Source organism: Campylobacter coli, assembly GCF_009730395.1.
Lineage (GTDB): Bacteria > Campylobacterota > Campylobacteria > Campylobacterales > Campylobacteraceae > Campylobacter_D > Campylobacter_D coli.
On the sequence record NZ_CP046317.1, the window covers coordinates 995368 to 1016629 of the forward strand.

Annotated in this window: 19 protein-coding genes and 1 tRNA gene; 1 reads left to right on the top strand and 19 read right to left on the bottom strand. The window is 32.8% G+C overall.

The window, feature by feature from the left end; translation table 11 throughout:
- Positions 1–6: 6 nt before the first annotated feature.
- The 9 genes from aldA to FOC43_RS05025 are packed head-to-tail and all read right to left on the bottom strand — an operon-like array spanning position 7 to position 8222.
- On the bottom strand, positions 7–1446 hold the full coding sequence (gene aldA, locus FOC43_RS04985; protein WP_002779469.1) for an aldehyde dehydrogenase: 1440 nt from the start codon (positions 1444–1446) through the stop codon (positions 7–9).
- Positions 1447–1459: 13 nt separating this feature from the next.
- Positions 1460–1777: an L-rhamnose mutarotase gene (locus FOC43_RS04990; protein ID WP_002779468.1), complete on the bottom strand. Its 318-nt coding sequence runs from the start codon at positions 1775–1777 to the stop codon at positions 1460–1462.
- A complete protein-coding gene (locus FOC43_RS04995; protein ID WP_002779467.1) occupies positions 1753–2547 on the bottom strand; it encodes an amidohydrolase family protein in 795 nt (264 codons plus the stop codon). Before FOC43_RS04995 ends, FOC43_RS04990 begins: the two co-directional genes overlap by 25 nt.
- Position 2548: 1 nt before the next feature.
- A complete protein-coding gene (gene fucP / locus FOC43_RS05000) occupies positions 2549–3790 on the bottom strand; it encodes an L-fucose:H+ symporter permease (RefSeq protein WP_002779466.1) in 1242 nt (413 codons plus the stop codon).
- Positions 3791–3800: 10 nt separating this feature from the next.
- Positions 3801–4589 carry an SDR family oxidoreductase gene (locus tag FOC43_RS05005; RefSeq protein WP_002779465.1) on the bottom strand — a complete coding sequence of 263 codons (789 nt, stop codon included), beginning with the start codon at positions 4587–4589 and terminating at the stop codon, positions 3801–3803.
- Between the two features lie 14 nt (positions 4590–4603).
- Complete coding sequence (locus tag FOC43_RS05010; protein ID WP_002779464.1) at positions 4604–5875, bottom strand: MFS transporter; 1272 nt, start codon at positions 5873–5875, stop codon at positions 4604–4606.
- Between the two features lie 9 nt (positions 5876–5884).
- A complete protein-coding gene (locus FOC43_RS05015) occupies positions 5885–7051 on the bottom strand; it encodes a UxaA family hydrolase (protein ID WP_002779463.1) in 1167 nt (388 codons plus the stop codon).
- Positions 7052–7053: 2 nt separating this feature from the next.
- On the bottom strand, positions 7054–7317 hold the full coding sequence (locus tag FOC43_RS05020; RefSeq protein ID WP_002779462.1) for a UxaA family hydrolase: 264 nt from the start codon (positions 7315–7317) through the stop codon (positions 7054–7056).
- On the bottom strand, positions 7314–8222 hold the full coding sequence (locus FOC43_RS05025) for a dihydrodipicolinate synthase family protein (protein ID WP_002779461.1): 909 nt from the start codon (positions 8220–8222) through the stop codon (positions 7314–7316). The genes FOC43_RS05020 and FOC43_RS05025 overlap by 4 nt, the downstream gene beginning before the upstream one ends.
- Positions 8223–8454: 232 nt before the next feature.
- On the opposite strand from FOC43_RS05025, the gene FOC43_RS05030 reads away from it, so the two are divergent.
- The gene (locus FOC43_RS05030) at positions 8455–9216 is read left to right on the top strand and encodes an IclR family transcriptional regulator (RefSeq protein ID WP_002779460.1); all 762 of its coding nucleotides are present in this window, start codon (positions 8455–8457) and stop codon (positions 9214–9216) included.
- Between the two features lie 24 nt (positions 9217–9240).
- On the opposite strand, the gene rpoC is transcribed toward FOC43_RS05030, so the two are convergent.
- The 10 genes from rpoC to rpmG all read right to left on the bottom strand — a co-directional run bounded on the left by rpoC (position 9241) and on the right by rpmG (position 21254).
- The gene (gene rpoC / locus FOC43_RS05035; protein ID WP_002780797.1) at positions 9241–13791 is read right to left on the bottom strand and encodes a DNA-directed RNA polymerase subunit beta'; all 4551 of its coding nucleotides are present in this window, start codon (positions 13789–13791) and stop codon (positions 9241–9243) included.
- Entirely contained in the window at positions 13784–17911 is a 4128-nt protein-coding gene (gene rpoB, locus FOC43_RS05040; RefSeq protein ID WP_002782940.1) for a DNA-directed RNA polymerase subunit beta, read from the bottom strand. The genes rpoC and rpoB overlap by 8 nt, the downstream gene beginning before the upstream one ends.
- 119 nt (positions 17912–18030) lie before the next feature.
- On the bottom strand, positions 18031–18408 hold the full coding sequence (rplL, locus tag FOC43_RS05045) for a 50S ribosomal protein L7/L12 (protein WP_002779455.1): 378 nt from the start codon (positions 18406–18408) through the stop codon (positions 18031–18033).
- A 17-nt stretch (positions 18409–18425) separates the two neighbouring features.
- Positions 18426–18905 (bottom strand): 50S ribosomal protein L10, encoded by a 480-nt coding sequence (gene rplJ, locus FOC43_RS05050; RefSeq protein ID WP_002779454.1) that lies wholly within the window; start codon positions 18903–18905, stop codon positions 18426–18428.
- A gap of 148 nt (positions 18906–19053) precedes the next feature.
- Complete coding sequence (gene rplA, locus FOC43_RS05055) at positions 19054–19755, bottom strand: 50S ribosomal protein L1 (RefSeq protein WP_002779453.1); 702 nt, start codon at positions 19753–19755, stop codon at positions 19054–19056.
- Positions 19756–19812: 57 nt separating this feature from the next.
- Positions 19813–20238 carry a 50S ribosomal protein L11 gene (gene rplK, locus FOC43_RS05060; protein WP_002779452.1) on the bottom strand — a complete coding sequence of 142 codons (426 nt, stop codon included), beginning with the start codon at positions 20236–20238 and terminating at the stop codon, positions 19813–19815.
- A gap of 25 nt (positions 20239–20263) precedes the next feature.
- Positions 20264–20797, bottom strand: coding sequence for a transcription termination/antitermination protein NusG (nusG, locus tag FOC43_RS05065; protein WP_002779451.1), 534 nt, complete (start codon positions 20795–20797; stop codon positions 20264–20266).
- A 13-nt stretch (positions 20798–20810) separates the two neighbouring features.
- Positions 20811–20990, bottom strand: a complete 180-nt coding sequence (secE, locus tag FOC43_RS05070; protein WP_002779450.1) for a preprotein translocase subunit SecE — start codon at positions 20988–20990, stop codon at positions 20811–20813.
- An 18-nt stretch (positions 20991–21008) separates the two neighbouring features.
- Positions 21009–21084: transfer RNA gene (locus tag FOC43_RS05075), tRNA-Trp, on the bottom strand.
- Positions 21085–21095: 11 nt separating this feature from the next.
- Positions 21096–21254, bottom strand: a complete 159-nt coding sequence (rpmG, locus tag FOC43_RS05080; protein ID WP_002779449.1) for a 50S ribosomal protein L33 — start codon at positions 21252–21254, stop codon at positions 21096–21098.
- Positions 21255–21262: the final 8 nt, after the last annotated feature.

The window sequence follows — 21262 nt, forward strand, 5'->3', positions numbered from 1 at the left end:
ATAAAATTATTGTTTATTAGTATTATACTGCAAATATACCACATGGGTAGCTAAATATTCTTCAAGACCATGTTTTCCATCAGCTCCGCCTATGCCACTTTTTCTAAAGCCTGCATGAAAACCTTGCATAGCCTCAAAATTTTCACGATTAATATAAGTTTCACCAAATTTAATTTCTCTGCTAGCTCTCATTGCTATATCTAAATTTTGTGTATAAATAGAACTTGTAAGACCATATTCACAATCATTTGCCATATCAATAGCTTCATCAAGTGTATCAAATTTAGCAATAGGTAAAATCGGAGCAAAAATTTCTTTTTGCATGATCTCATCTTCGTGTTTAACATTAGTAAGAACGCTTGCGGGAAAATAATACCCACTTGTATCAGTGATTTTTCCACCGCATTCTACAATCGCTCCTTTAGCTGTAGCTCTTTGAAGCATTGCCAAAGCATTATCAACTCCTGCTTGATTGACCAATGGTCCCATATCAAAATCACCTTTTAAGGTATTTCCAACACTTACTTTACTCATGGCTTTTACAAATTTGTCTACAAATTCATCATAAATGCTTGTATGCACATAAGCTCTTTCAGCACAATTACAAACTTGTCCGTTATTGCAAATTCTACTTGCTTTAATCGCTTCTACTGCTAAATCAATATCCGCATCTTTGCACACTATAGCTGGCGCCTTTCCACCAAGTTCTAAAGAAACTTTGATAATATTTTTAGCTGCAGCTTCCATTACTCTAGTCCCTGCTTCAACACTTCCTGTAAGACTTACCATACCTATATTTTCATTGCTTGATAATTCATATCCTACTACACTGCCTTTACCTGCAACTAAGTTAAAAACACCTTTTGGTAAAGAACTTTGCGAAACAAGCTTTGCAAATTCAAAAGCATTGTTTGGAGTTTCACTGCTTGGCTTTATAACAATAGTATTTCCTGTTAGTAAAGCAGGTGCCATCTTCCTTGCGATTAAGAAAAATGGAAAATTCCAAGGTAAAATTCCACCAATTACCCCAATAGCACTTTTATATAAATATATATGCTCATTAGCCCTATCGCTTTGTATGATTTCACCCTCATATCTTCTAGCCCACTCGGCCGTATAATCCATATAATCTGCTGTAAAATTAATCTCTATGCTAGCCAAAACTCTGGTTTTTCCTTGCTCTTGCATTAAAACTTCGGTTAAGAAATTAGCATTTTTGCGTATTAAACTAGCTATTTCTTTTAAATGATTTGCTCTTTCAATCGCTGGTTTAGCCTCCCAAACTTTTTGTGCTTTTTTGGCTGCTTCAATCGCTCTTTTAGTATCTTCTAAAGAAGCGCTAGCTACTCTTGAAATCACTTCTTTGGTAGCCGGATTTAAAACTTCGATAAATTCTCCATTATGTGGGATAAACTTTCCATCAATATAATTTAAATAAGTTGTCATTTTTTCTCCTTTTTTAGTCTAAGTGAAATACTTCTTCCATATTTAGCCATTTTTGTCCTGCATAGCCTAAAGATATTTGACAAGGATCTGTTACTTTCCACCATTTTTGTGTGCTTTCATCTCTTGCCATTTTAGCCATGTCTGCTTCAAAATCAGCACCTACATATTCAAAATATGCAAATAAATATTCTCCGAACAAATAAATGGAATAATTTTGCATATTGCACTTCTTAATCATCTCGCAAACCCCTTCATAAGGCTTTGCGTGAAGATTTTTATATTCCTCTATTTTTTCCTTTTTTATCTTTATGATTTGGCCATATCTTTGCATCTATCCTCCTTGTAAATTGATAAAGCATTTTGATAAAATATCTTATTTAAGTTTTTGAAAATTTTACTTTCTATGATGAGTTTAGCCCACTTAGCTGGAGCTATTTTTGCCACAGGATAATTGCTACCAAATATGAATTTATCTTCACTAAAATTTTCTTTAAAAAAAGCAAAAAGCTCATAAATAAATTCCTTTGAGGTTTGTTCTGAAAAATCATCTGGAACCGAAAGCTTAATATATAAATTTGGAAATTTTTTCAAAAGATTTAAATCTTTTTTATACTCATTTAAACGATCTATTTTTGGACTTCCTAGATGATTTAAAACCACTTTTAAATTTGGATTTTTATTTAAAAATTTTTCTAAAAAACTGAGTTCTTCATTTTTCATACAAGCTTCAAAAGGTATATTGAAAGTTTTTAAAATTTCTATTTTTTCTTCAAAATCTGCTTCAAATAGTCTTTTAGCTTCTTTTTTACTCGTGTGCATTACTTCCCTAAAAGAGCTAAGTTCTTCTTTATATTTTAAATCCGCTAAACAAAGCAAAAGATTATGAAGCTTTTTTTGCTCTAAAGCAAATAAAGCTTCCTTTTCTAAATCATCGCTATTGGTTTCAACATACATAGCACCTAAAAATTCAAATCCTTCATATTCTTCTTTTGCTCTAAAAAAATCATAATTTTGCTCTAATTTTTCATTGCCTTTTAACCATGAAATAGGCATTTTATCCAAATCCCAAAGATGCAAATGTGCATCAAAAATCTTTTGCATTTTAAGCCTTTATCTTTGAGCCAACAAAACCATACCAAGCCACATATAAAAATAAAGGTGCCATTGCTAAATACCCCATACCTGTGCCATAATGATCATTAATAAAACCTATAATTAAAGGCATAATCGCTCCACCTACTATACTCATTACAAGCAAAGAACCGCCTAGTTTTACTTGATTTAAAGGCAAATTCTTTGTTGCAACTGCAAAAATAGTAGGAAAAGAGATAGACATAAAGAAAAATAAAGCAATTAAAAGAATAGTACTTAAAAAACCACTCGTAAAATACAAGCCAAAGCATATGAGTACATTAATTAAAGAATAAAGTCCTAAAATTTTCTCACCTTTAATCACTTTCATCAAAGGAGTAGAAACAATACGTCCTAGCATAAATGCAACCAAAGCTATAGAAAAATAATAAGCAGCTTGCGCATCTTTTAATCCTTCATTATGATCTACTACATAATTAATAAAAAACGCCCCTGCTGCAACTTGATTTGCTATATATGAAAATTGCGCTAAAAGTCCTAAATTAAAATGTCTGTGTTTAAAAACATGTATAGGCTTAGAATCATCTTTTTGTTTATAATCATCACTTACCGCACTTCCTTCTGGAAGCTTATTTAGAACAAAAGCAATTAAAATCAAAATAACAATAGCAGCAATTCCTACATAAACAAGCTGAACATTACCCATATTGGCTAGCAATGCAGCTTCGATTTGCTCCGCACTCGCACCCTCTTCTTGCTTGGTAATAGATAAAAATAAAGCTCCACCTATAATAGGTCCTACAAATTGTCCCAAACCATTAAAACTTTGTGCGGCATTGATTCTAAAACTTGCATTTTTTTCATCTCCAAGTTTTACCATGTAAGGATTTGCACTAGTTTCTAAAGAACCAATGCCACAAGCTAAAACAAAAAACGCAAATAAAAACAAATGAAAAGAAGCTAAATTTGTAGCAGGTATAATAAGCAAAGCCCCTACAGCATAAAGTGCTAAACCGAAAATAATCCCCATTTTATAAGAATACTTATTGGCTATATAACCCGCTGGCAAGGCTATGATAAAATAAGCTCCAAAATAAGCAAATTGTAAAAATCCACTTTCATGCTGGCTAATGTGAAGATGATTTTGAAAATTTTTATTCATTACATCGATAAGCCCATAACTTACTCCCCATAAAAAGAAAAGAGAAGTCACCAAAACAATAGCTATTTTTATATTCTTAGAATCAGTCATTTTTTACTCCTTAAATTTCATCCCAATTCAATGCTCTATCCAAATGAACATAACCTCCATCTGGCATTAAAATTTGTCCTGTAGTATGTGAAGCCAAAGGACTAAGTGTAAAAACTGCAGTATTTGCAATCTCTTCTATAGTGGTAAAACGATGTCCTAAAGGTATAGTTTTTGCGATTTTCTCATATTGCTCTTTAGGGTTAGGGAAATTTTGCAACCATTTTTCATAAAGAGGAGTCATAACTTCAGCTGGTGCTATGGCATTTACTCTAACACTATCTTTAGCAAAAGCACAAGCCCATTCCCTAGTAAAACCTATTTGAGCAGCTTTTGCCGAAGCATAAGCTGAAGTTCTTCCTTGTCCTGTGATACCTGTTTTACTCACTATATTTAAAATACTGCCTTGCTCTTTTTTAATATAAGGCAAACACTCTTTTGCCATAGCATAATAATGAAAAAGATTGTTTTCGTAAGATTTAATCAAATCTTTAGTGCTTGTGTTTTCAATATGCAAATTATCATTTGCACCTGCATTATTTACAAGGGCATAAATTCCACCATGTTTTGTAACAACTTTTTTTATAAGTTCTTCAATTTGTTCATAATTTTTTAGATCAATTTCATAAAATTCATAGCTTTTGCATAAATTTTTTAATTCTTCGTCGTGCTCTTTAGGCATAGATCTTGAAAAAACTACAGGAATTCCACCCTCCATAGCCCATAATTTAGCAATACCATAACCAATGCCTTTAGCACCACCTGTAATAATACAAACCTTATTTTTAATTTTTAAATCCATTTATTCTCCTTTATCTAATTTAAAGTCATTTTTAAATGCACTAATATCAATACGCCTAAAACTGCTATTAATGCTAGTGTTATAAGTCCAAACTCAACCCCAAAATGATTTTCTATGTATGTTTTTAAAGTCGGTGCGACAAAACCACCTAAATTTCCTAAAGACCCTATAAGTGCGATAGCAGCTGCACCACCTTTTCCCTTTAAAACTTGAGTTGGTAAATTCCAAAATATAGGCTGAATTACGATAAAACCTATAACAGCCAAGCTAATAAAAAATAAAAATGGTGCTAAATTCGCAACAAAAGTCGAAGCTATCATGCTTAAACTTGCTAATAATAAAAATAAAATCGCATATAAATTCCAAGAGCGTTTTTTATCCGCCAATGAGGTAAATATTGGCAAGGCGATAAAAACAAAAATCCAAGGAATAGCATTTAAAAGCCCTACTTCAAAACCCACATTTATTTGCAATATTTGAGCTATTTTACTTGGTAAATAAAAAAGAACGCCATAAACGCTTAATTGTATGCAAAAATAAACAAATACAAATTTCCATACTAAAATATTTTTAAAAATATCTTTGATAGAATAATCTTTTGCCTTGGAATTACAAATTTCTATATTTTTTAATAAAACAGTTTTTTCTTTTACATCCAACCATTTAGCATCTTTTGGGTGAGAGTCAAGATAAAACAAACAAAAAACACCCACCAAAACAGTAATTCCGCCCTCGATTAAAAACATCCACTGCCAATTTTTAAAATACATATTTGATGCATAATCAAGTATAAAACCACTGATTAAAGAACCAAAAACAAAAGCTATAGGCACACCCATTTGATAAATTCCATAAGCTTTTGATCGATATATAGCTGGAAAAAAATAACTAAGATACAAAATAATCCCTGGACTAAAACCTGCTTCAGTCAACCCTAGAAAAAACCTTAATATATAAAAACTTGTTTCTCCTTGTATAAAAATCATAGCCATAGTTACAAGTCCCCAAGTGATCATTATGCGACTTAACCAAATCTTAGCTCCTAATTTATGCAAAAGTAAATTTGAAGGCACTTCAAACAAAGCATAACCAACAAAAAATATCCCAGCACCCAAAGCATACGCAGTTTCGCTAATACCCGCATCCATTTCGATGTGAGATTTCACAAAACTAATATTTGTCCTATCAAGCATAGAAAGACAAAACATCAAAACAATTAAAGGTAGAATACGCCAAGATATTTTCTTACAAACCAGCTCTAATTTTGTTAATTTTAAATGCCCCATTTTTAGTCCCTAACAAGTTGTAGCAAGTCTCCAAACTGAAAAATCATTTTGCTCGTTTATTTCAGCTTTTACCAATTCTCCATCTGAAATTCGCACGATTAATTCTATAAGCTCATCACGCACTTCTTCTTTTGTTTTTACCCCATCTATAATGCTTCCTGCGTTAATATCAATAGCATCATTCATATTTTCATAACAAAAAGTATTAGAACTCATTTTAATTGTAGGCACAATAGCAGAACCCGTTGGAGTGCCACGACCTGTAGTAAAAACACAAATATTTGCTCCACCTGCAACCATAGCACTAAGTTGTTCTATATCATTACCTGGCGTATTCATAAAAGTAAGTCCTTTAGAAACTATAGGTTTGGCATAATCAATCACATCCATTAAGGTTCTGGTTCCTGCTTTATAAACACAACCTAAGGATTTTTCCTCTATAGTACTAAGCCCACCTGCAATGTTTCCCGGACTAGGGTTTGCTCCTCGAATATCAGCACGAAAAGACTTGACTAAATTCTCATAACCTAAAATCTTATCATATACCTTTTTAGCTATTTCATCGTTTTTTGCTCTCTTAGCAAGTATAGCTTCACAACCTATAAGCTCTGTAGTTTCTGCTAAAATTACCGCACCACCCTCATCAATGACAAAATCACTCAAACTTCCTAAAGCAGGATTAGCACTAAGTCCGCTATAGCTATCACTTCCACCGCATTCTGTGCCTAAAATCAAATCACTAAAATCTCCTTCACTTTTTTGTAACTTTGCGGCACTTTCAAGCATTTCATTGACTATTTTAATACCTTTTTCAATAGTATTTTTACTACCACCGCATTCTTGTATCACTAAATATTCAACCTTTTTATAAGGCGTTGCTTCTTTGATTTTTTCTGCTACTACTTTAGCTTGTATTACCTCACAACCAAGCCCTACAATTAAAACACCAAAAACATTGGCATTGCTCCCATGACCTATCAAAACATCTCTGGTTTGCAAAGCATCAAATTCAAGCTGGGAGCAACCATGCTGATGGTTGATATAAACCGCTCCATTACATTTTCTAGCTATATTTTCACACACTTTATTAGCACAATGTACACTTGGTATGATAATGACTTTATTTCTTAAGCCAAATTTTCCATCTTCTCTTCTATAGCCCATTATCTTTTTCATATTTATTCCTTATCTCCACGACCTCTAATTCCCGCAGTATTATGGATATGCACCCATTCCCCTGTACTAATATCGCAACTTGCACTAGCTATAGCTTCTGCGTATTTGATAATAATTTCATCTTTTTTTATATCCTTTAGTGCAAATTTATGTCCGCTTGCAATATCATTTAAAAGCTCAATATTTGCCACTTTTTCGCCTTTTTTAAAGTCACGCAAAGCTGTGGCAACATTGTCTTTTTCATTGACTATAATATATCCTTTCATAGTTTTATACCTGTTTCTTTTTCTATAGTTTTAATAAGCTCTTTTGCTTCATCAAAGCGAGTGTTTAATTCTTCTTTTGTAGCAGGTGATAAAGGATGAATACTAGCATTTACAAATTCAAATCCTCTGGCCTTTAAAAGCAAAGCAAAACCCATAGGAAAAGCTATGCTCATACCAAATCTTATGGCCTTTAATAAACTTTTTTGTATTAGCAAAGCTCTGCCTATATTTTTTTCATTGATTGATTTGTAAATTTCGCTCATAAGTTCTGGAAAAACTCCACCTATGCTAGTCATAGAACCTTTTGCACCTGCTAATAATGCACCTACATAAAATTCTTCTCTTCCTACAAAAACATCAAAATTGCTAGGTAGCACATCTAAAATATGATTTAAAAGCAAAGCATCTCCACTACTATCTTTTATACCAACAACATTATCAAGCTTTGAAACTCTTTCTATAAATTTTAAGCTTAGTGCTGGTGCAAAAAGAGGTATATTATAAACATACAAGGGAAGTTTCACTTTAGAAGATAGATCTTTTACATATTCAAAAAGCGCATCTTCACTTAATTTATAATAATAAGGCATAGCAAGCAACAAAGCATCAAGACCTATTTCATAAGCTTTTTGTGCCAAAGTAAAAGTATTTTGATAAATTGTTGAAGCAATACCTGTAATAATGGGCACATTATTTTTTGCAACTTCTTTTGTGAGTCTCATTAATTTAACTTGTTCTTCAATGCTTAAAGCTTGAGAATCTCCCGCGCTTCCATTACAAAATAATCCATTTAAACCTTTAGAAATACCAAATTCACAATAGTGAATAAATTCTTTTTCATTAATACTTCCATCATCTTTATATGGAGTAAGCAAAGCCGGTAAAGTTCCTTTTAAAATTCCCATTTTTATTTTCCTTTCGTATATACAAAAATATATTTATATACAAAAAATATAACAAAATATTTGTAAAAAATCAAATTAAGAATATGGTGTAAAATTCACATTCCATCCTTAATAACTACCGATTCTTACAAAAAATTATCGAAATTTATCAATAAATAATTTTTTTATTTTGTGTTACTAAAAGTAAAAATTATGCTAGAATTTATAAAAACAAAACAAGGATAAAAGCATTATGCATCAGCCTACTCTTAGAGTTTTAAATATTTTAGAACTGCTGGCAAAAGAAAAACTTACCTTAAGTACTATAGCCAAAAAACTAAATATTCCAGCTGGAACTCTTTGGCCTATTTTGCAAACTCTACAAGAAAAACAATACATCAGATGCGATTTAAAGAATAAAAGCTATTATTTAGATTTTAAAATTTTAGAATTAGGATACAATATAAAAAGTGAAAATAGTATTTTTGAAATGATTAAAAAACATATGAAAAATATAAGAAATTTAACAAATCAAACTTGTCAAATGGGAATTTTAAAAGAAGAAAATGTGCTCTATTTAGAAAAAATTGATGCAAATAATCCAGTACAATTAAAATCTTTCATAGGCACCTCTTATCCTGCTTATGCAACTTCTTTAGGCAAGGCTTTATTGTCCAATAAAAATAAAGAAGAATTAAAAAAAATTTATCCAAACAATTTTGAAAAAATCACAGAAAATACACTAAAAAATATAGATGAACTCTATCAACAAATCGAACAAATTAAAAAAGAAAAAATTGCTATTGAAAGCGGAGAAATCAATCCGCAAATTGAATGTATGGCTATAGGTATAGAACATAAAAACAAAATAATTGCCGCTATTAGTATATCTTATCTTATTTTCTACTCTAATGAAACCTTCAGAGAAAAAAATAAAAAAATACTTTTAGAAGAAAAAAATAAAATAGAAAAAGCCTTAAAAATTCATTTCAACGATTTAGAAGAATTATACTAAAATAGCCCAAAAAAGGGCTATAAGTTATTCTTGTTCTTTAAGTTTTAAATTTTGCTCACCATAAAGCCCTGTTCCAACAGGAATCATTCTACCTAAAATAACATTTTCTTTTAAGTCTTCTAAGTAGTCAAATTTACCCGCGATACTTGCTTCGGTAAGTACTTTTGTTGTTTCTTGGAATGAAGCTGCAGAAATCACACTATCACTGCCTATCGCTGCTCTTGTAACACCTAAAAGTACAGGTTCGGCAATAGCTGGTTCTCCGCCCAATCTAAGAATTCGCTCATTTTCTTCGCGGAATTTGCGTCTTGAAACCAAATCCCCTTCGATAAATTTAGTATGTCCACTATTAATAATTTTAACCTGTCTTAACATTTGAGAAACTATAACCTCAATATGCTTATCAGAAATAACAACCCCTTGACCTCGGTATACTTGTTGAATTTCAGAAATCAAGTAATAATGCAAGGCTTTTTCGCCTAAAATTTTAAGCACATCGTGACTTGAAACTACTCCATCAGTTAGCTTTTCACCTGCGTGAATAAATTCACCTTCTCTTACTTGAATATGTTTTGATTTATCGATCAAATATTCTGCGCTTGTGCCATCTTCTGCTTGGATAATCAATCTTTCTTTTGAGCGTAAAGGCTTATCAAAACGAACCACACCGTCAATCTCTGCAATTACTGCTGCATTTTTTGGTTTTCTTGCTTCAAAAAGCTCTGAAACCCTTGGAAGACCTCCGGTAATGTCTTTTGATTTCGCTGCTGCTTTTGGAGTTTTTGCCAAAATATCTGCTTGAGAAATTTTATCACCATCATGAACAAAAATAACCGTTTTTGGCTCCAACTGATAACGCACTGCTTTATCACCTTTACCTGCAATTATCAAAGTCGGTCTTACTCCGCTTGGTAAATACTCATTGATCACTAGCGAGCGCTTGCCTGTTGCCTCATCGATTTGCTCATCTGCACTATAACCTGCTTCTATATCTTCAAAACTTACCACACCATCAATCTCTGCAATGATAGTATTATTATAAGCATCCCATTCTGCAATAACTGACTTTTCTTGTTTTGGCGCACTAGCGATTATAGAATCAAAATTAACCTCTTCGCTATCATTAAATTCTATTCTTGATTCTCTTGGGATGTAATGTCTTTTTGCCTCTCTATCATTTTCATCAGCAACTACAACAAAAAATCCTTTTTCTTTTACTATATCGCCTTTTTTAATATTTCTAACCCTATCAAGTCCATCGCCCTTAAGAATATAGAATTTTAAAATTCCTTTTTCCCCTGCTTTGATATTTTGCACAACAGGATCCCCATCTTTTACAAGAATTTCACTTGCAAATGGAATACGGTTTGGCACATTCCAACCCTCTTTAATCATCTCAACAATACTTTCATTTTCTTCAACTTCAGCACCGCTTTGATACGGTAAATAAAGCTTTCCATCAATGCTTCCGCTAACGCCCGCTAATTCATTTGGTTTAGCAAGATCGTATTTTCTAAGAATATATTTTGCCTCTTGTTTTTTATCTTTTATAGAAACAATTACATCTTCGTGGATATTTTCTATATTGATAATACCCTTAAATGGTGCTTTAATTTTTGGCTCTACAAGTAAAATAGCCGCATTTCTACGATTAGCCACTATGTCTTTTCCCTCTTTATTTTTATAAGTTTTAAGATTATAAAATCTTATAAAACCTTCTTTTTGGGCGCTTACCTGTCTATCTTGTAAATCTGTACTTGCAGTTCCCCCGCTGTGGAAGGTTCTAAGCGTAAGCTGAGTTCCTGGCTCACCGATAGATTGAGCAGAGATAATACCCACTGCCTCACCTGGCTTAACAAGCTTGCCTTCGCCAAGATTGATTCCATAACATTTTGCACAAATTCCTTTTTTAGCTTTACAAGTGATTGGAGTGCGAATATTTACACTTTTTACACCGCTTTCTCCTAATATTCTAGCTTTTTCTTCATCTATTAAGGTACCTTCTGTAAAAAGTACAGAATTTGTAATAGGATCGATTACATCTTCAGCTATAACCCTGCCTAAAATTCTCTCTTCTAAAGTTTCTATAATGGAACTATCTGCAGTGATCTCATTGATTTCAACACCTTCGTGTGTGCCACAATCTTCAACGGTAATTTTTACATTTTGCGCCACATCAATAAGTTTTCTTGTCAAATAACCTGCATTTGCTGTTTTAAGAGCAGTATCTGCTAAACCTTTTCTAGCTCCGTGAGTTGAAATAAAATACTCAAGAACATTCAAACCTTCACGGAAATTTGAAATAATAGGCGTTTCGATAATCGATCCATCAGGCTTAGTCATAAGTCCTCTCATAGCAGCAAGCTGAGAAATTTGAGCTGCACTACCTCTAGCACCTGAATCTGCCATCATATAGATAGAATTAAAGCCTTCCTTATCTTTTTCAACAAGCTTCATCATATCTCTTGAAAGAGTATTGTTAGTGGTTTTCCAAATATCAATAATTTTGTTATATCTTTCACCTGAAGTGATCAAACCAAGATTATAAGAATTTTGAATTTCTCTTACTTGCTTTTTAGCCTCGTCAATAGCCTTTTGTTTATCATTAGGAACGATAATATCAGCGATAGATATAGAAATACCTGCCTTAGTCGCATATTCAAAACCTAAATTTTTAAGTTTATCTAAAAAGCTTGCAGTAGTTTGTAAACCACCTTGTTTATATACATGATCCACAAGTGCAGCAATATCTTTCTTTTTTAAAACCTTATTCCACATATTCTCAGTAACAAAATCAGGTAAAATAGATTTAATAATAAGTCTTCCTGCTGTTGTAGTAATCTTTCTACCATCAACCATAGTTTGAATGCTAGCATGAATATCAAGGCATTTACTTTCAAGGGCCATCATTACTTCATCAATGCCTGTGCATATCTTATGTGAACCTTTTGCACCCATTTTTTCCAAAGAAAGATAATAAATTCCTAAAACCATATCTTGAGAAGGTACAGTTACAGACTTTCCACTTGCAGGCAAAAGAATATTCATAGAAGAAAGCATTAAAACCTTACATTCTGCGATCGCTTCTTGAGAAAGTGGCACATGCACCGCCATTTGGTCACCATCAAAATCCGCGTTAAATGCTGCACAAACTAAAGGATGGAGTTGTATTGCCTTCCCCTCAACTAAAACAGGATGGAAAGCTTGGATAGAAAGTTTATGTAGAGTTGGAGCACGGTTTAACATAACAGGATGCCCTTTTACCACCTCTTCTAAACATTCCCAAACCTCATTAGTTTTGTTTTCTATCATTTTTTTAGCTTGTTTTACTGTAGTGGCATAACCTTTTTCTTCAAGCTTAGCCAATAAATGTGGCTTGAAAAGTTCTAAAGCCATTTTTTTAGGTAAGCCACATTGATCCATTCTAAGTTTTGGTCCTACAACAATAACGCTACGACCTGAAAAATCCACCCTTTTACCTAGCAAGTTTTGTCTAAAACGACCTTGTTTACCTTTGATAATTTCACTCAAAGATTTTAACGGGCGTTTGTTTGCTCCTTTAACTGCATTAGCACGACGACCATTATCAAAAAGTGCATCTACAGCTTCTTGTAGCATTCTTTTTTCATTTCTGATAATAATTTCAGGCGCATCAAGCTCCATAAGTTTTTTAAGACGTGTATTTCTGTTAATAACACGGCGGTATAAATCATTTACATCAGAAACTGCAAATTTACCCCCATCTAAAGCAACCAAAGGACGCAAATCAGGTGGCAATACAGGTAAGTTTGTAATCATCATCCATTCAGGACGATTTGGTACTGCATCTTCGTTATTTGTATTTGCATTTAAATTTGAATTTAAGAAGTTTTCTACAACTTTTAAACGCTTTATAATGGTTTTTTTCTTAGCTTCTGAATTTGTAGCAGCCATTTCTTCTTTAAGCTGATTTAAAAGCGCCACAAGATCTAAATTTGCTAGCAAGTCACGGACTACTTCGCCCCCCATTCTTGCTTTAAAGCCACTATTTTCATAACGCTGCATCAAATTTTGATATTGTTCTTCATTTAATACATCGCAGTATTCTACTTTTTTGGTGCTTTCATTATCATAATACGCATCTCCTGCATTTTCCACGATATAAGCCTCATAATAAAGTACGCGTTCAAGATCCTTCATTTTAACACCTAGAAGTGTTCCTATACGACTTGGAAGAGAATTAACATACCAAATATGAGCTACTGGGGTTACAAGTTCAATATGCCCCATTCTAGAGCGACGAACTTTTGAATTTGCAACTTCAACTCCACATTTTTCACACTTAACGCCTTTAAAGCGCATTTTTTTGTATTTACCACAAAGACATTCATAATCTCTAATAGGTCCAAAAATTTTAGCGCAAAAAAGCCCATCTCTTTCTGGTTTTAAAGTTCTATAATTAATAGTCTCTGGCTTTTTTACTTCACCATAAGACCAAGATTTAATTTTTTCAGGACTTGCAAGTCTAAGTTGAAATGCTTCAAAATCCCTAGGTCTTGCATCTTCTTTTATTTCTATTACTTTAAATTTACTCATTATCTTCATCCTTGTCAAAAATCTCAACATCTAAAGCTAGAGACTTAAGCTCATTAGTCAATACAAAAAATGTCTCCGGAATTCCTGTTGCTGGGACATTTTCTCCTTTGGTAAGCGCTTTATAAGCACTAAATCTACCTTCAACATCATCGGATTTTATAGTAAGCATCTCTCTTAAGGTATGAGCCGCTCCATAAGCTTCAAGCGCCCAAACTTCCATTTCACCAAATCTTTGTCCACCAAAGAGTGCTTTACCGCCCACAGGCTGCTGGGTAACCAAACTATAAGGTCCAGTACTTCTAGCATGAACTTTTTCATCGACCAAATGGTGAAGTTTTAGCATATACATACATCCTACATGAACTCTCTCAGCGATTTTTTCTCCAGTGCGCCCATCATAAAGTTCTGTTTTGCCATCCATGTCAATCTTTGCTATTTCAAAAAGTTTTGCAAACTCTTCTATATTGACTCCCTCGAAAACAGGAGTTGCAAATTTAACACCCTTGCTCCAATCTCTTGCGTAATTTAAAAGCTCTTCATCGCTTAAATTTTTAATAAATTCTTTTTCATTTACAAGTCTTGGAATAGAACATATTTCAAGCATTTTTGCTCTTAATTCTTTAACGAAATCTTTTTGTTTTCTGTCAAAAATTTCTTGAATTTGATCACCCAGTCTAAGCCCTACAAGACCTAAGTGGCTTTCTAAAATTTGCCCTATATTCATACGGCTTGGAACCCCAAGTGGATTGAGTGCAATATCCACACTTTTTCCATTTGGCAAATAAGGCATATCCACTTCAGGTACTATAGTAGAAACTATACCTTTGTTTCCATGGCGTCCTGCCATTTTATCACCCACTTTAAGCTTGCGTTTTGTTGCGATATACACCTTAACAAGCTTAATTACTCCACTTGGTAAGATATCATCTTTTTCTAAAATTTCAAGTTTTTCATCATGTTCAGCTTTAAGCTTTTTCTTCTCATTTTGGAAATGATTTTTTAAATCATCGTATTCTTTTTGAATCTCTTTAGAATAAGCTTTAATCAAAGTTGTTAAAGTAAAACGATTGATTTTTTCAAGTTCGCTAATATCTGCAGTTTGTCCTTTTTTATAATTTTTATCTCCAATTTTTTGATCGCTATTTAAAGGGGCTTTGGAAAGAAGAGCACAAACACGAAGCATTTCTTCTCTATCCATCATCAAAAGTCTATCATGATGCTCTTTTTCTAAAGCCATTTTTTCTTTATCATAAGATTTTATTGCGCGATCATCTTTTTCATAGCCTTTTTTAGTGAAAATTTTAACATCCACAACAACACCTTCTAAAGAAGCGGTTGCATAAAGGGATTTATTCACAACATGTCCTGCTTTTTCTCCAAAAATCGCTCTTAAAAGTCTTTCTTCAGGAGTTGGTTTAACCTCACCTTTTGGAGAAACCTTACCCACCAAAATCATACCTGGTTTAATATGGGTACCAATTTTTGCAATACCGCTCTCATCAAGATGCGCAACATCTTCTTCTTTTACATTTGGAATATCTTTGGTAATTTCTTCTATACCGTCTTTTAGTTCTCTTGCTTCAATTTCTTTTTCGTAAATATGAACACTAGTAAAAGTATCTTCGCGTATAATTCTTTCACTTACTACTATAGCATCCTCATAGTTATAACCATTCCAAGGCATAAAAGCGATTAAAGCATTTTTACCTATAGCAAGTTCGCCTTGATCCATAGAAGGACCATCTGCGATAATTTGTCCTGCTTTTACTATATCACCTTTTTTAACAATAGGGTGTTGAATATAATTTGTATTTTGATTGGTTCTTAAATTTTTCTCCATAGTGTAATGGTCAATAAATGGACCTTTATCATCTTCACCTAAAATAAAAATGCTTTTATTATCCACTTTCTCAACCACACCGCCACGCTTTGCTTTAACAGCTTCCCAAGCATCACGCGCAATAATTTGTTCCATACCTGTTCCTACTATCGGAGCTGAAGCAGTAAGAAGTGGCACAGCTTGACGTTGCATGTTTGAACCCATTAGCGCTCTGTTTGCATCATCGTGCTCTAAAAACGGAATCAAAGAAGCTGCAACTCCAACAACCATACCTGAGCAAAGATCGATTAATTGCACTTCTTCGCGTCTTGCAAGTATAGTTTCACCATCTTGTCTAGCCTCAACAAATTCTTCTACTATATTGCCTTTAGCATCAACCTTAGTTGAAGCTGGTGCGATAAACAAGCCTTCTTCTTGTGTCGCTGTAAGATAAACAACTTCATTAGTCACTTTACCATTTGCAACTTTTCTATATGGTGCTTCAACAAAGCCAAGTTCATTTACTTTTGCATAAGTAGAAAGAGTGTTAATCAAACCAATATTTTGACCTTCAGGTGTTTCAACTGGACAAATTCTACCATAATGTGTCGAGTGAACATCACGTACTTCAAAACCTGCTCTTTCTTTTACAAGTCCACCTTCACCAAGCGCTGATAAACGACGCTTATGAGTAACCTCGCTTAAAGGGTTGGTTTGATCCATAAATTGCGAAAGCTGACCTCCTGTAAAAAATTCAATGATAGTTGTAGTAATCATTTTAGGATTGATTAAATCATAAGGCATTACTTTATCAAGATCCGCATTTAAAGAAGTAAATTTATCTCTGATCGCCTTTTGCATTTTTGCAAGACCTAAATGAAGTTCATTGGCTAAAAGTTCACCTATAGAACGGATACGACGATTTCCTAAATGATCTCTATCATCAATATGTCCTTTACCATTTTTTACTTTAATTAAATATTTTGCAGTTTTGATAATGTCTTCATTGGTTAGAACTGTTACATATTCTGGAACTTCAAGTCCTAGTTTATGGTTCATTTTCATACGACCTACTTTAGTAAGATCATATCTTTCAGGATTAAAAAATAAATCATTAACAAAGGCTTTAGCCGCATCTTTTACAACAGGCTCACCTGGGCGCATTACTTTATAAATTCTAATAGCTGCTAAATCATTTTCATCATCGATATTTTCACTTTGTTTTAATAATTTTAAAGTTTCATTATCTTGTGCAAATGAATTAATAATAGCTGCATCCACTCCATTTGCCAAGTCATTAGCTATTTCAAAACTTTTTTGCTCTTTAATTTTAGCAAGTTTGCTTTCATCAAGTAAGGTTAGAGAGTCAAATAAAACTTCGCCACTTTCTTTATCAATAATAGGATTGGCTAGATAACGATTTAACAAAATTTCTACTGGATATTCTATCCATTTTAAGCCATCTTTAATAAGCTGTTCGGCTTTTTTCTTGGTTAATCTTTTACCGGCTTGATGGATAATATTACCCTTTTCATCCTTGATATCGTATTCTATTCTATCCATAAAATCACTTGGATTAAATTCTGTTAAAAATTTATCTTTTTTAACGTGAATAGTCTGAATAGGATAAAATAATTTAATAATATCTTGTTTTTTATATCCTAAAGCTCTAAAAAGCATTGTTACTGGAACTTTTCTTCTTTTATTAATCCTTACATACAATACATCCTTAGCATCATATTCAAAATAAAGCCAAGAACCGCGATCAGGAATAATTTGAGCAGTGTATACAAGCTTATTAACAACAGTCGAGCTTTCTTCTTCTTTGAAGATTACGCCTGGACTTCTATGAAGCTGATTAACTACAACTCTTTCAACCCCATTGATAATAAAAGAAACCCTATCTGTCATCAATGGAATTTCTCTTATATAAATTTCTTGCTCCTTGATATCTTTTATACCAACTTTTTCACCTGTTTTCTCATCTTTCTCATGTAAGGTAAGACGGATTTTCATTTTTAAATTTACAGAGTAAGTCAAACCTCTTTCCATGCACTCACGAATTGTGTATTTTGGTTTTCCAATTTCGCTACTAACATACTCAAGACTTAACCTATTTTGTGGATCATGGATAGGAAAGATTGATTTAAATACTTTTTCTATTCCACTTTCACCATTTTCAAGATTTAAAAAATAATCAAAACTTGCTTTTTGAAGTTGAAGAAGATTTGGAATTTCTATTTGCTTTGAAATATTGGAGAAATCTACTCTTAAACGATTTCTTAATTTATTGTCTAACATATTGCATATACCTCGTGGTAAATTTTGTAAATTTAAAAAAGAAGACCTAATATCTAGGTAAAAAATAAAAAAGAAGACTTACTTAAATAAGCAAATCTTCTTAAACTTTTAAAGCTTAATTACTTAAGTTCTACTTTAGCACCAGCTTCTTCAAGTTGTTTTTTAGCTTCTTCTGCATCAGCTTTAGCCACGCCTTCTTTTAAGGTTGAAGGTGTTTGCTCTACTGCATCTTTTGCTTCTTTAAGTCCAAGACCAGTTAAAGCACGAACGATTTTAATTACTTCGATCTTTTTAGCACCACCATCAACTAAAACGATATCAAATTCAGTTTTTTCTTCAGCTGCAGCTGCTGCACCACCTGCTGCTGCACCACCTGCTACCATTACAGGAGCAGCAGATACACCAAATTTTTCTTCAAATTCTTTTACAAGCTCAGAAAGCTCAAGAACACTTAAATTTGAAATAAATTCTAATACATCTTCTTTAGAAATTGCCATTTTTTATCCTTTATTTATTATTCAGATTCTTTTTTATTTTTAAGCGCATTTAAACCAATAGTGAAATTGGTAATTGGCGCATTCCAAACTTGCAAAAGCATAGCAAGCAACTCGTTGCGAGAAGGCATTTTTGCCAAAGCTCTAACCTTAGCAACATCTGCAACTTCGCCTTCAATATGAGCAGTTTTAATTTCAAATTTATCATTATTTTCTTCAAATTTAGCTGCTACTTTTGAAACGCTAAGTTGATCCTCGCCCCAAAGATAAACATTAGTATCTTTAAGAACCAGACCTGTTTTACCGGAATTATTAAGAGCAATGTTAGCCAAAGTGTTTTTAATAATTTGAACTTTTACATTGTTTTCTCTCGCATTATTTCTAAGTTCTTCAAGCTTTTTAGTACTCAAGCCTTTGTAATTACAAACTACAATTGCTTCGCTAATTTTAAATTCTTCTTGAAGCTTAGCAATAATCTCAACTTTTTCGCTTCTAGTCACATTTTCTCCTTTCCGACTGAGATTTCAAGCAGAGTGGTTTTACCCAAATTAAGCTTTCGCCTCGACTATCTTCAATCTAAAATAAACATCTCAAAAAATAAAAATTTTTTCAGATGTTTATTTAAAAAGAGTTGCATTATAGCAACTCTTACTTCATATCAAGTAATTCTTGCGTTTCAAGTTTTACAGAAGGACTCATTGTTAAAGACAAAGCTGCGCTTTTAATATATCTACCTTTAGCTGCTGCAGGTTTATGTTTATTAATCGCTTTAATAAAAGTAGAAATATTATCCCAAAGTTGCTCTTTAGAAAAACTTACTTTTCCAAGGCCTGCATGAATATTTCCTTGTTTGTCTACACGGAAATTTACTTGTCCGCTTTTAGCATTATTAACTGCTTGAGCTACATCCATAGTAACTGTTCCGGTTTTTGGATTTGGCATTAAACCTTTAGGTCCTAAGATTCTACCTACTTTACCCACAAGACCCATTAAATTAGGAGTTGCGATTAATACATCAAAATTCATATTGCCTTTTTGAATTTCTTCTATCAAGTCATCACTTCCTACAATATCTGCTCCAGCATTTTTTGCTTCATCTGCCTTAGCATCTTTTGCAATAACAGCTACACGAACTTTTTTACCTGTTCCAGCAGGAAGTACAACAGAACCTCTAACCATTTGATCTGCATGTCTTGGATCAACATTCAATTTAAGTGCGATTTCAACAGTTTCATCAAATTTTGCAGATTTTAAATTTCTTACTGTTTCAATTGCTTCATTTAAAGCATACTCTTTGCTTACATCAATTTTTTGTGATAATTCTTTTAATCTTTTAGTTATTTTAGCCATATATTTTTCTCCGCATTTTTAAAGTGCTACCGCTTTTTACCTTAGCGGTAAAAGGTTTTAATCTACGATTTCAACACCCATAGAGCGAGCTGAACCTGCAATAATTTTCGCAGCTTGATCTCTATCCTTAGTATTTAAATCTGCAATTTTTTTATCAACAATTTCTAAAACTTGGGCACGAGTTAATTTACCTACCTTGTTCTTAAGTGGATTATCTGTACCTTTAGAAATTCCAGCTGCTTTTTTAATTAAATCTGTAGCAGGTGGCTGTTTTGTAATAAAAGTAAAGCTTTTATCAGCATAAACAGTAATAACAACAGGAATATTAAATCCTGCCATATCCTTTGTTCTTTCATTAAAAGCTTTACAAAATTCCATGATATTTACACCTTGCTGACCCAAAGCAGGACCTACAGGTGGTGATGGATTAGCTTTTGTAGCTGCAATTTGCAATTTAATTTCGCCTACGACTTTTTTAGCCATAACAAATCTCCTTACTTGATATAAATTAAATTATTTTCTCAACTTGAGAATACAAGATCTCTACTGGAGTAGAACGTCCAAAAATAGAAACATTAAGTTTTAATAATCCACGAACCATATCGTATTCTTCTACTATAGCAGTAAAGTTTGCAAATGGACCTTCAGTAATTCTTACATTTTCTCCTTCTTCAAAAGAGATTTTAGGTTTTGGAGCAGCACGATTATGCACTTTTTCCAAAATTAAATTAATATCTTTTTCTGTTAAAGGAGTAGGTTTTTTTGATTCTCCAATAAAACGACCAACTTTTGGAAGAGATTGAATGCGATGCCAAAGTTCTGTATTTAAATCTAGATGTGCAAAAACATACCCAGAATACAAACTTCTTTCACTTATCTTCTCTTTTCCATTTTTAAATTCAATAACATCTTCAGTCGGAACAACTATTTCTTTTAGTTGCTCTTCGATTCCATTATCTTTTACTAAATTTTCAATGGCTCTTTTAACTGCCATTTCGCTACCAGCATAAGTTTGGATTGCATACCATTTATGAGTACTCAAATTTTGTTCTCCTTTATACAATCGCAGAAACAATAGAGGACATAATCCAATCCACTAACGCCAAAAACAAAGAAATAACCGCAACCACTACAAAAACTGTAATATAAGCATTTCTTACCTGTTCTTTTAAAGGAAAAATTACTTTCCTTAATTCGACTTTTGATAATTTAAAATAAGTTATTAATTTTTCCATTTATTTAAACCTTAATTATGGCAGGGCAAGAGGGATTCGAACCCCCAACCATCGGATTTGGAATCCGGTGCTCTACCGTTGGAGCTATTGCCCTAGGGCATAAGCTTAACTTTTTAGCTTAACTTCTTTGTGAAGTGTGTGTTTTTTTAATCTTGGGCAATATTTTTTTAATTCCAATTTTTCTGTAGTATTTTTGCCATTTTTATAGGTGCTATAATTAATATCACCACATTCTTCACATTTTAAACCAACTTTAATTCTCATTTATATTT

What these genes read in the sequence shown, in the direction of transcription:
- FOC43_RS04995 (WP_002779467.1), bottom strand. Translation starts at nt 2,547, where the DNA reads ATGCAAAAGATTTTTGATGCACATTTGCATCTTTGGGATTTGGATAAA.
- rpoB (WP_002782940.1), bottom strand. Translation starts at nt 17,911, where the DNA reads ATGTTAGACAATAAATTAAGAAATCGTTTAAGAGTAGATTTCTCCAAT.
- rpmG (WP_002779449.1), bottom strand. Translation starts at nt 21,254, where the DNA reads ATGAGAATTAAAGTTGGTTTAAAATGTGAAGAATGTGGTGATATTAAT.
- aldA (WP_002779469.1), bottom strand. Translation starts at nt 1,446, where the DNA reads ATGACAACTTATTTAAATTATATTGATGGAAAGTTTATCCCACATAAT.
- rplK (WP_002779452.1), bottom strand. Translation starts at nt 20,238, where the DNA reads ATGGCTAAAAAAGTCGTAGGCGAAATTAAATTGCAAATTGCAGCTACA.
- FOC43_RS05010 (WP_002779464.1), bottom strand. Translation starts at nt 5,875, where the DNA reads ATGGGGCATTTAAAATTAACAAAATTAGAGCTGGTTTGTAAGAAAATA.
- FOC43_RS05025 (WP_002779461.1), bottom strand. Translation starts at nt 8,222, where the DNA reads ATGGGAATTTTAAAAGGAACTTTACCGGCTTTGCTTACTCCATATAAA.
- FOC43_RS05020 (WP_002779462.1), bottom strand. Translation starts at nt 7,317, where the DNA reads ATGAAAGGATATATTATAGTCAATGAAAAAGACAATGTTGCCACAGCT.
- rplL (WP_002779455.1), bottom strand. Translation starts at nt 18,408, where the DNA reads ATGGCAATTTCTAAAGAAGATGTATTAGAATTTATTTCAAATTTAAGT.
- FOC43_RS04990 (WP_002779468.1), bottom strand. Translation starts at nt 1,777, where the DNA reads ATGCAAAGATATGGCCAAATCATAAAGATAAAAAAGGAAAAAATAGAG.
- rpoC (WP_002780797.1), bottom strand. Translation starts at nt 13,791, where the DNA reads ATGAGTAAATTTAAAGTAATAGAAATAAAAGAAGATGCAAGACCTAGG.
- fucP (WP_002779466.1), bottom strand. Translation starts at nt 3,790, where the DNA reads ATGACTGATTCTAAGAATATAAAAATAGCTATTGTTTTGGTGACTTCT.
- secE (WP_002779450.1), bottom strand. Translation starts at nt 20,990, where the DNA reads ATGGAAAAATTAATAACTTATTTTAAATTATCAAAAGTCGAATTAAGG.
- FOC43_RS05005 (WP_002779465.1), bottom strand. Translation starts at nt 4,589, where the DNA reads ATGGATTTAAAAATTAAAAATAAGGTTTGTATTATTACAGGTGGTGCT.
- FOC43_RS05030 (WP_002779460.1), top strand. Translation starts at nt 8,455, where the DNA reads ATGCATCAGCCTACTCTTAGAGTTTTAAATATTTTAGAACTGCTGGCA.
- rplA (WP_002779453.1), bottom strand. Translation starts at nt 19,755, where the DNA reads ATGGCTAAAATAACTAAAAGATTAAAAGAATTATCACAAAAAATTGAT.
- FOC43_RS05015 (WP_002779463.1), bottom strand. Translation starts at nt 7,051, where the DNA reads ATGAAAAAGATAATGGGCTATAGAAGAGAAGATGGAAAATTTGGCTTA.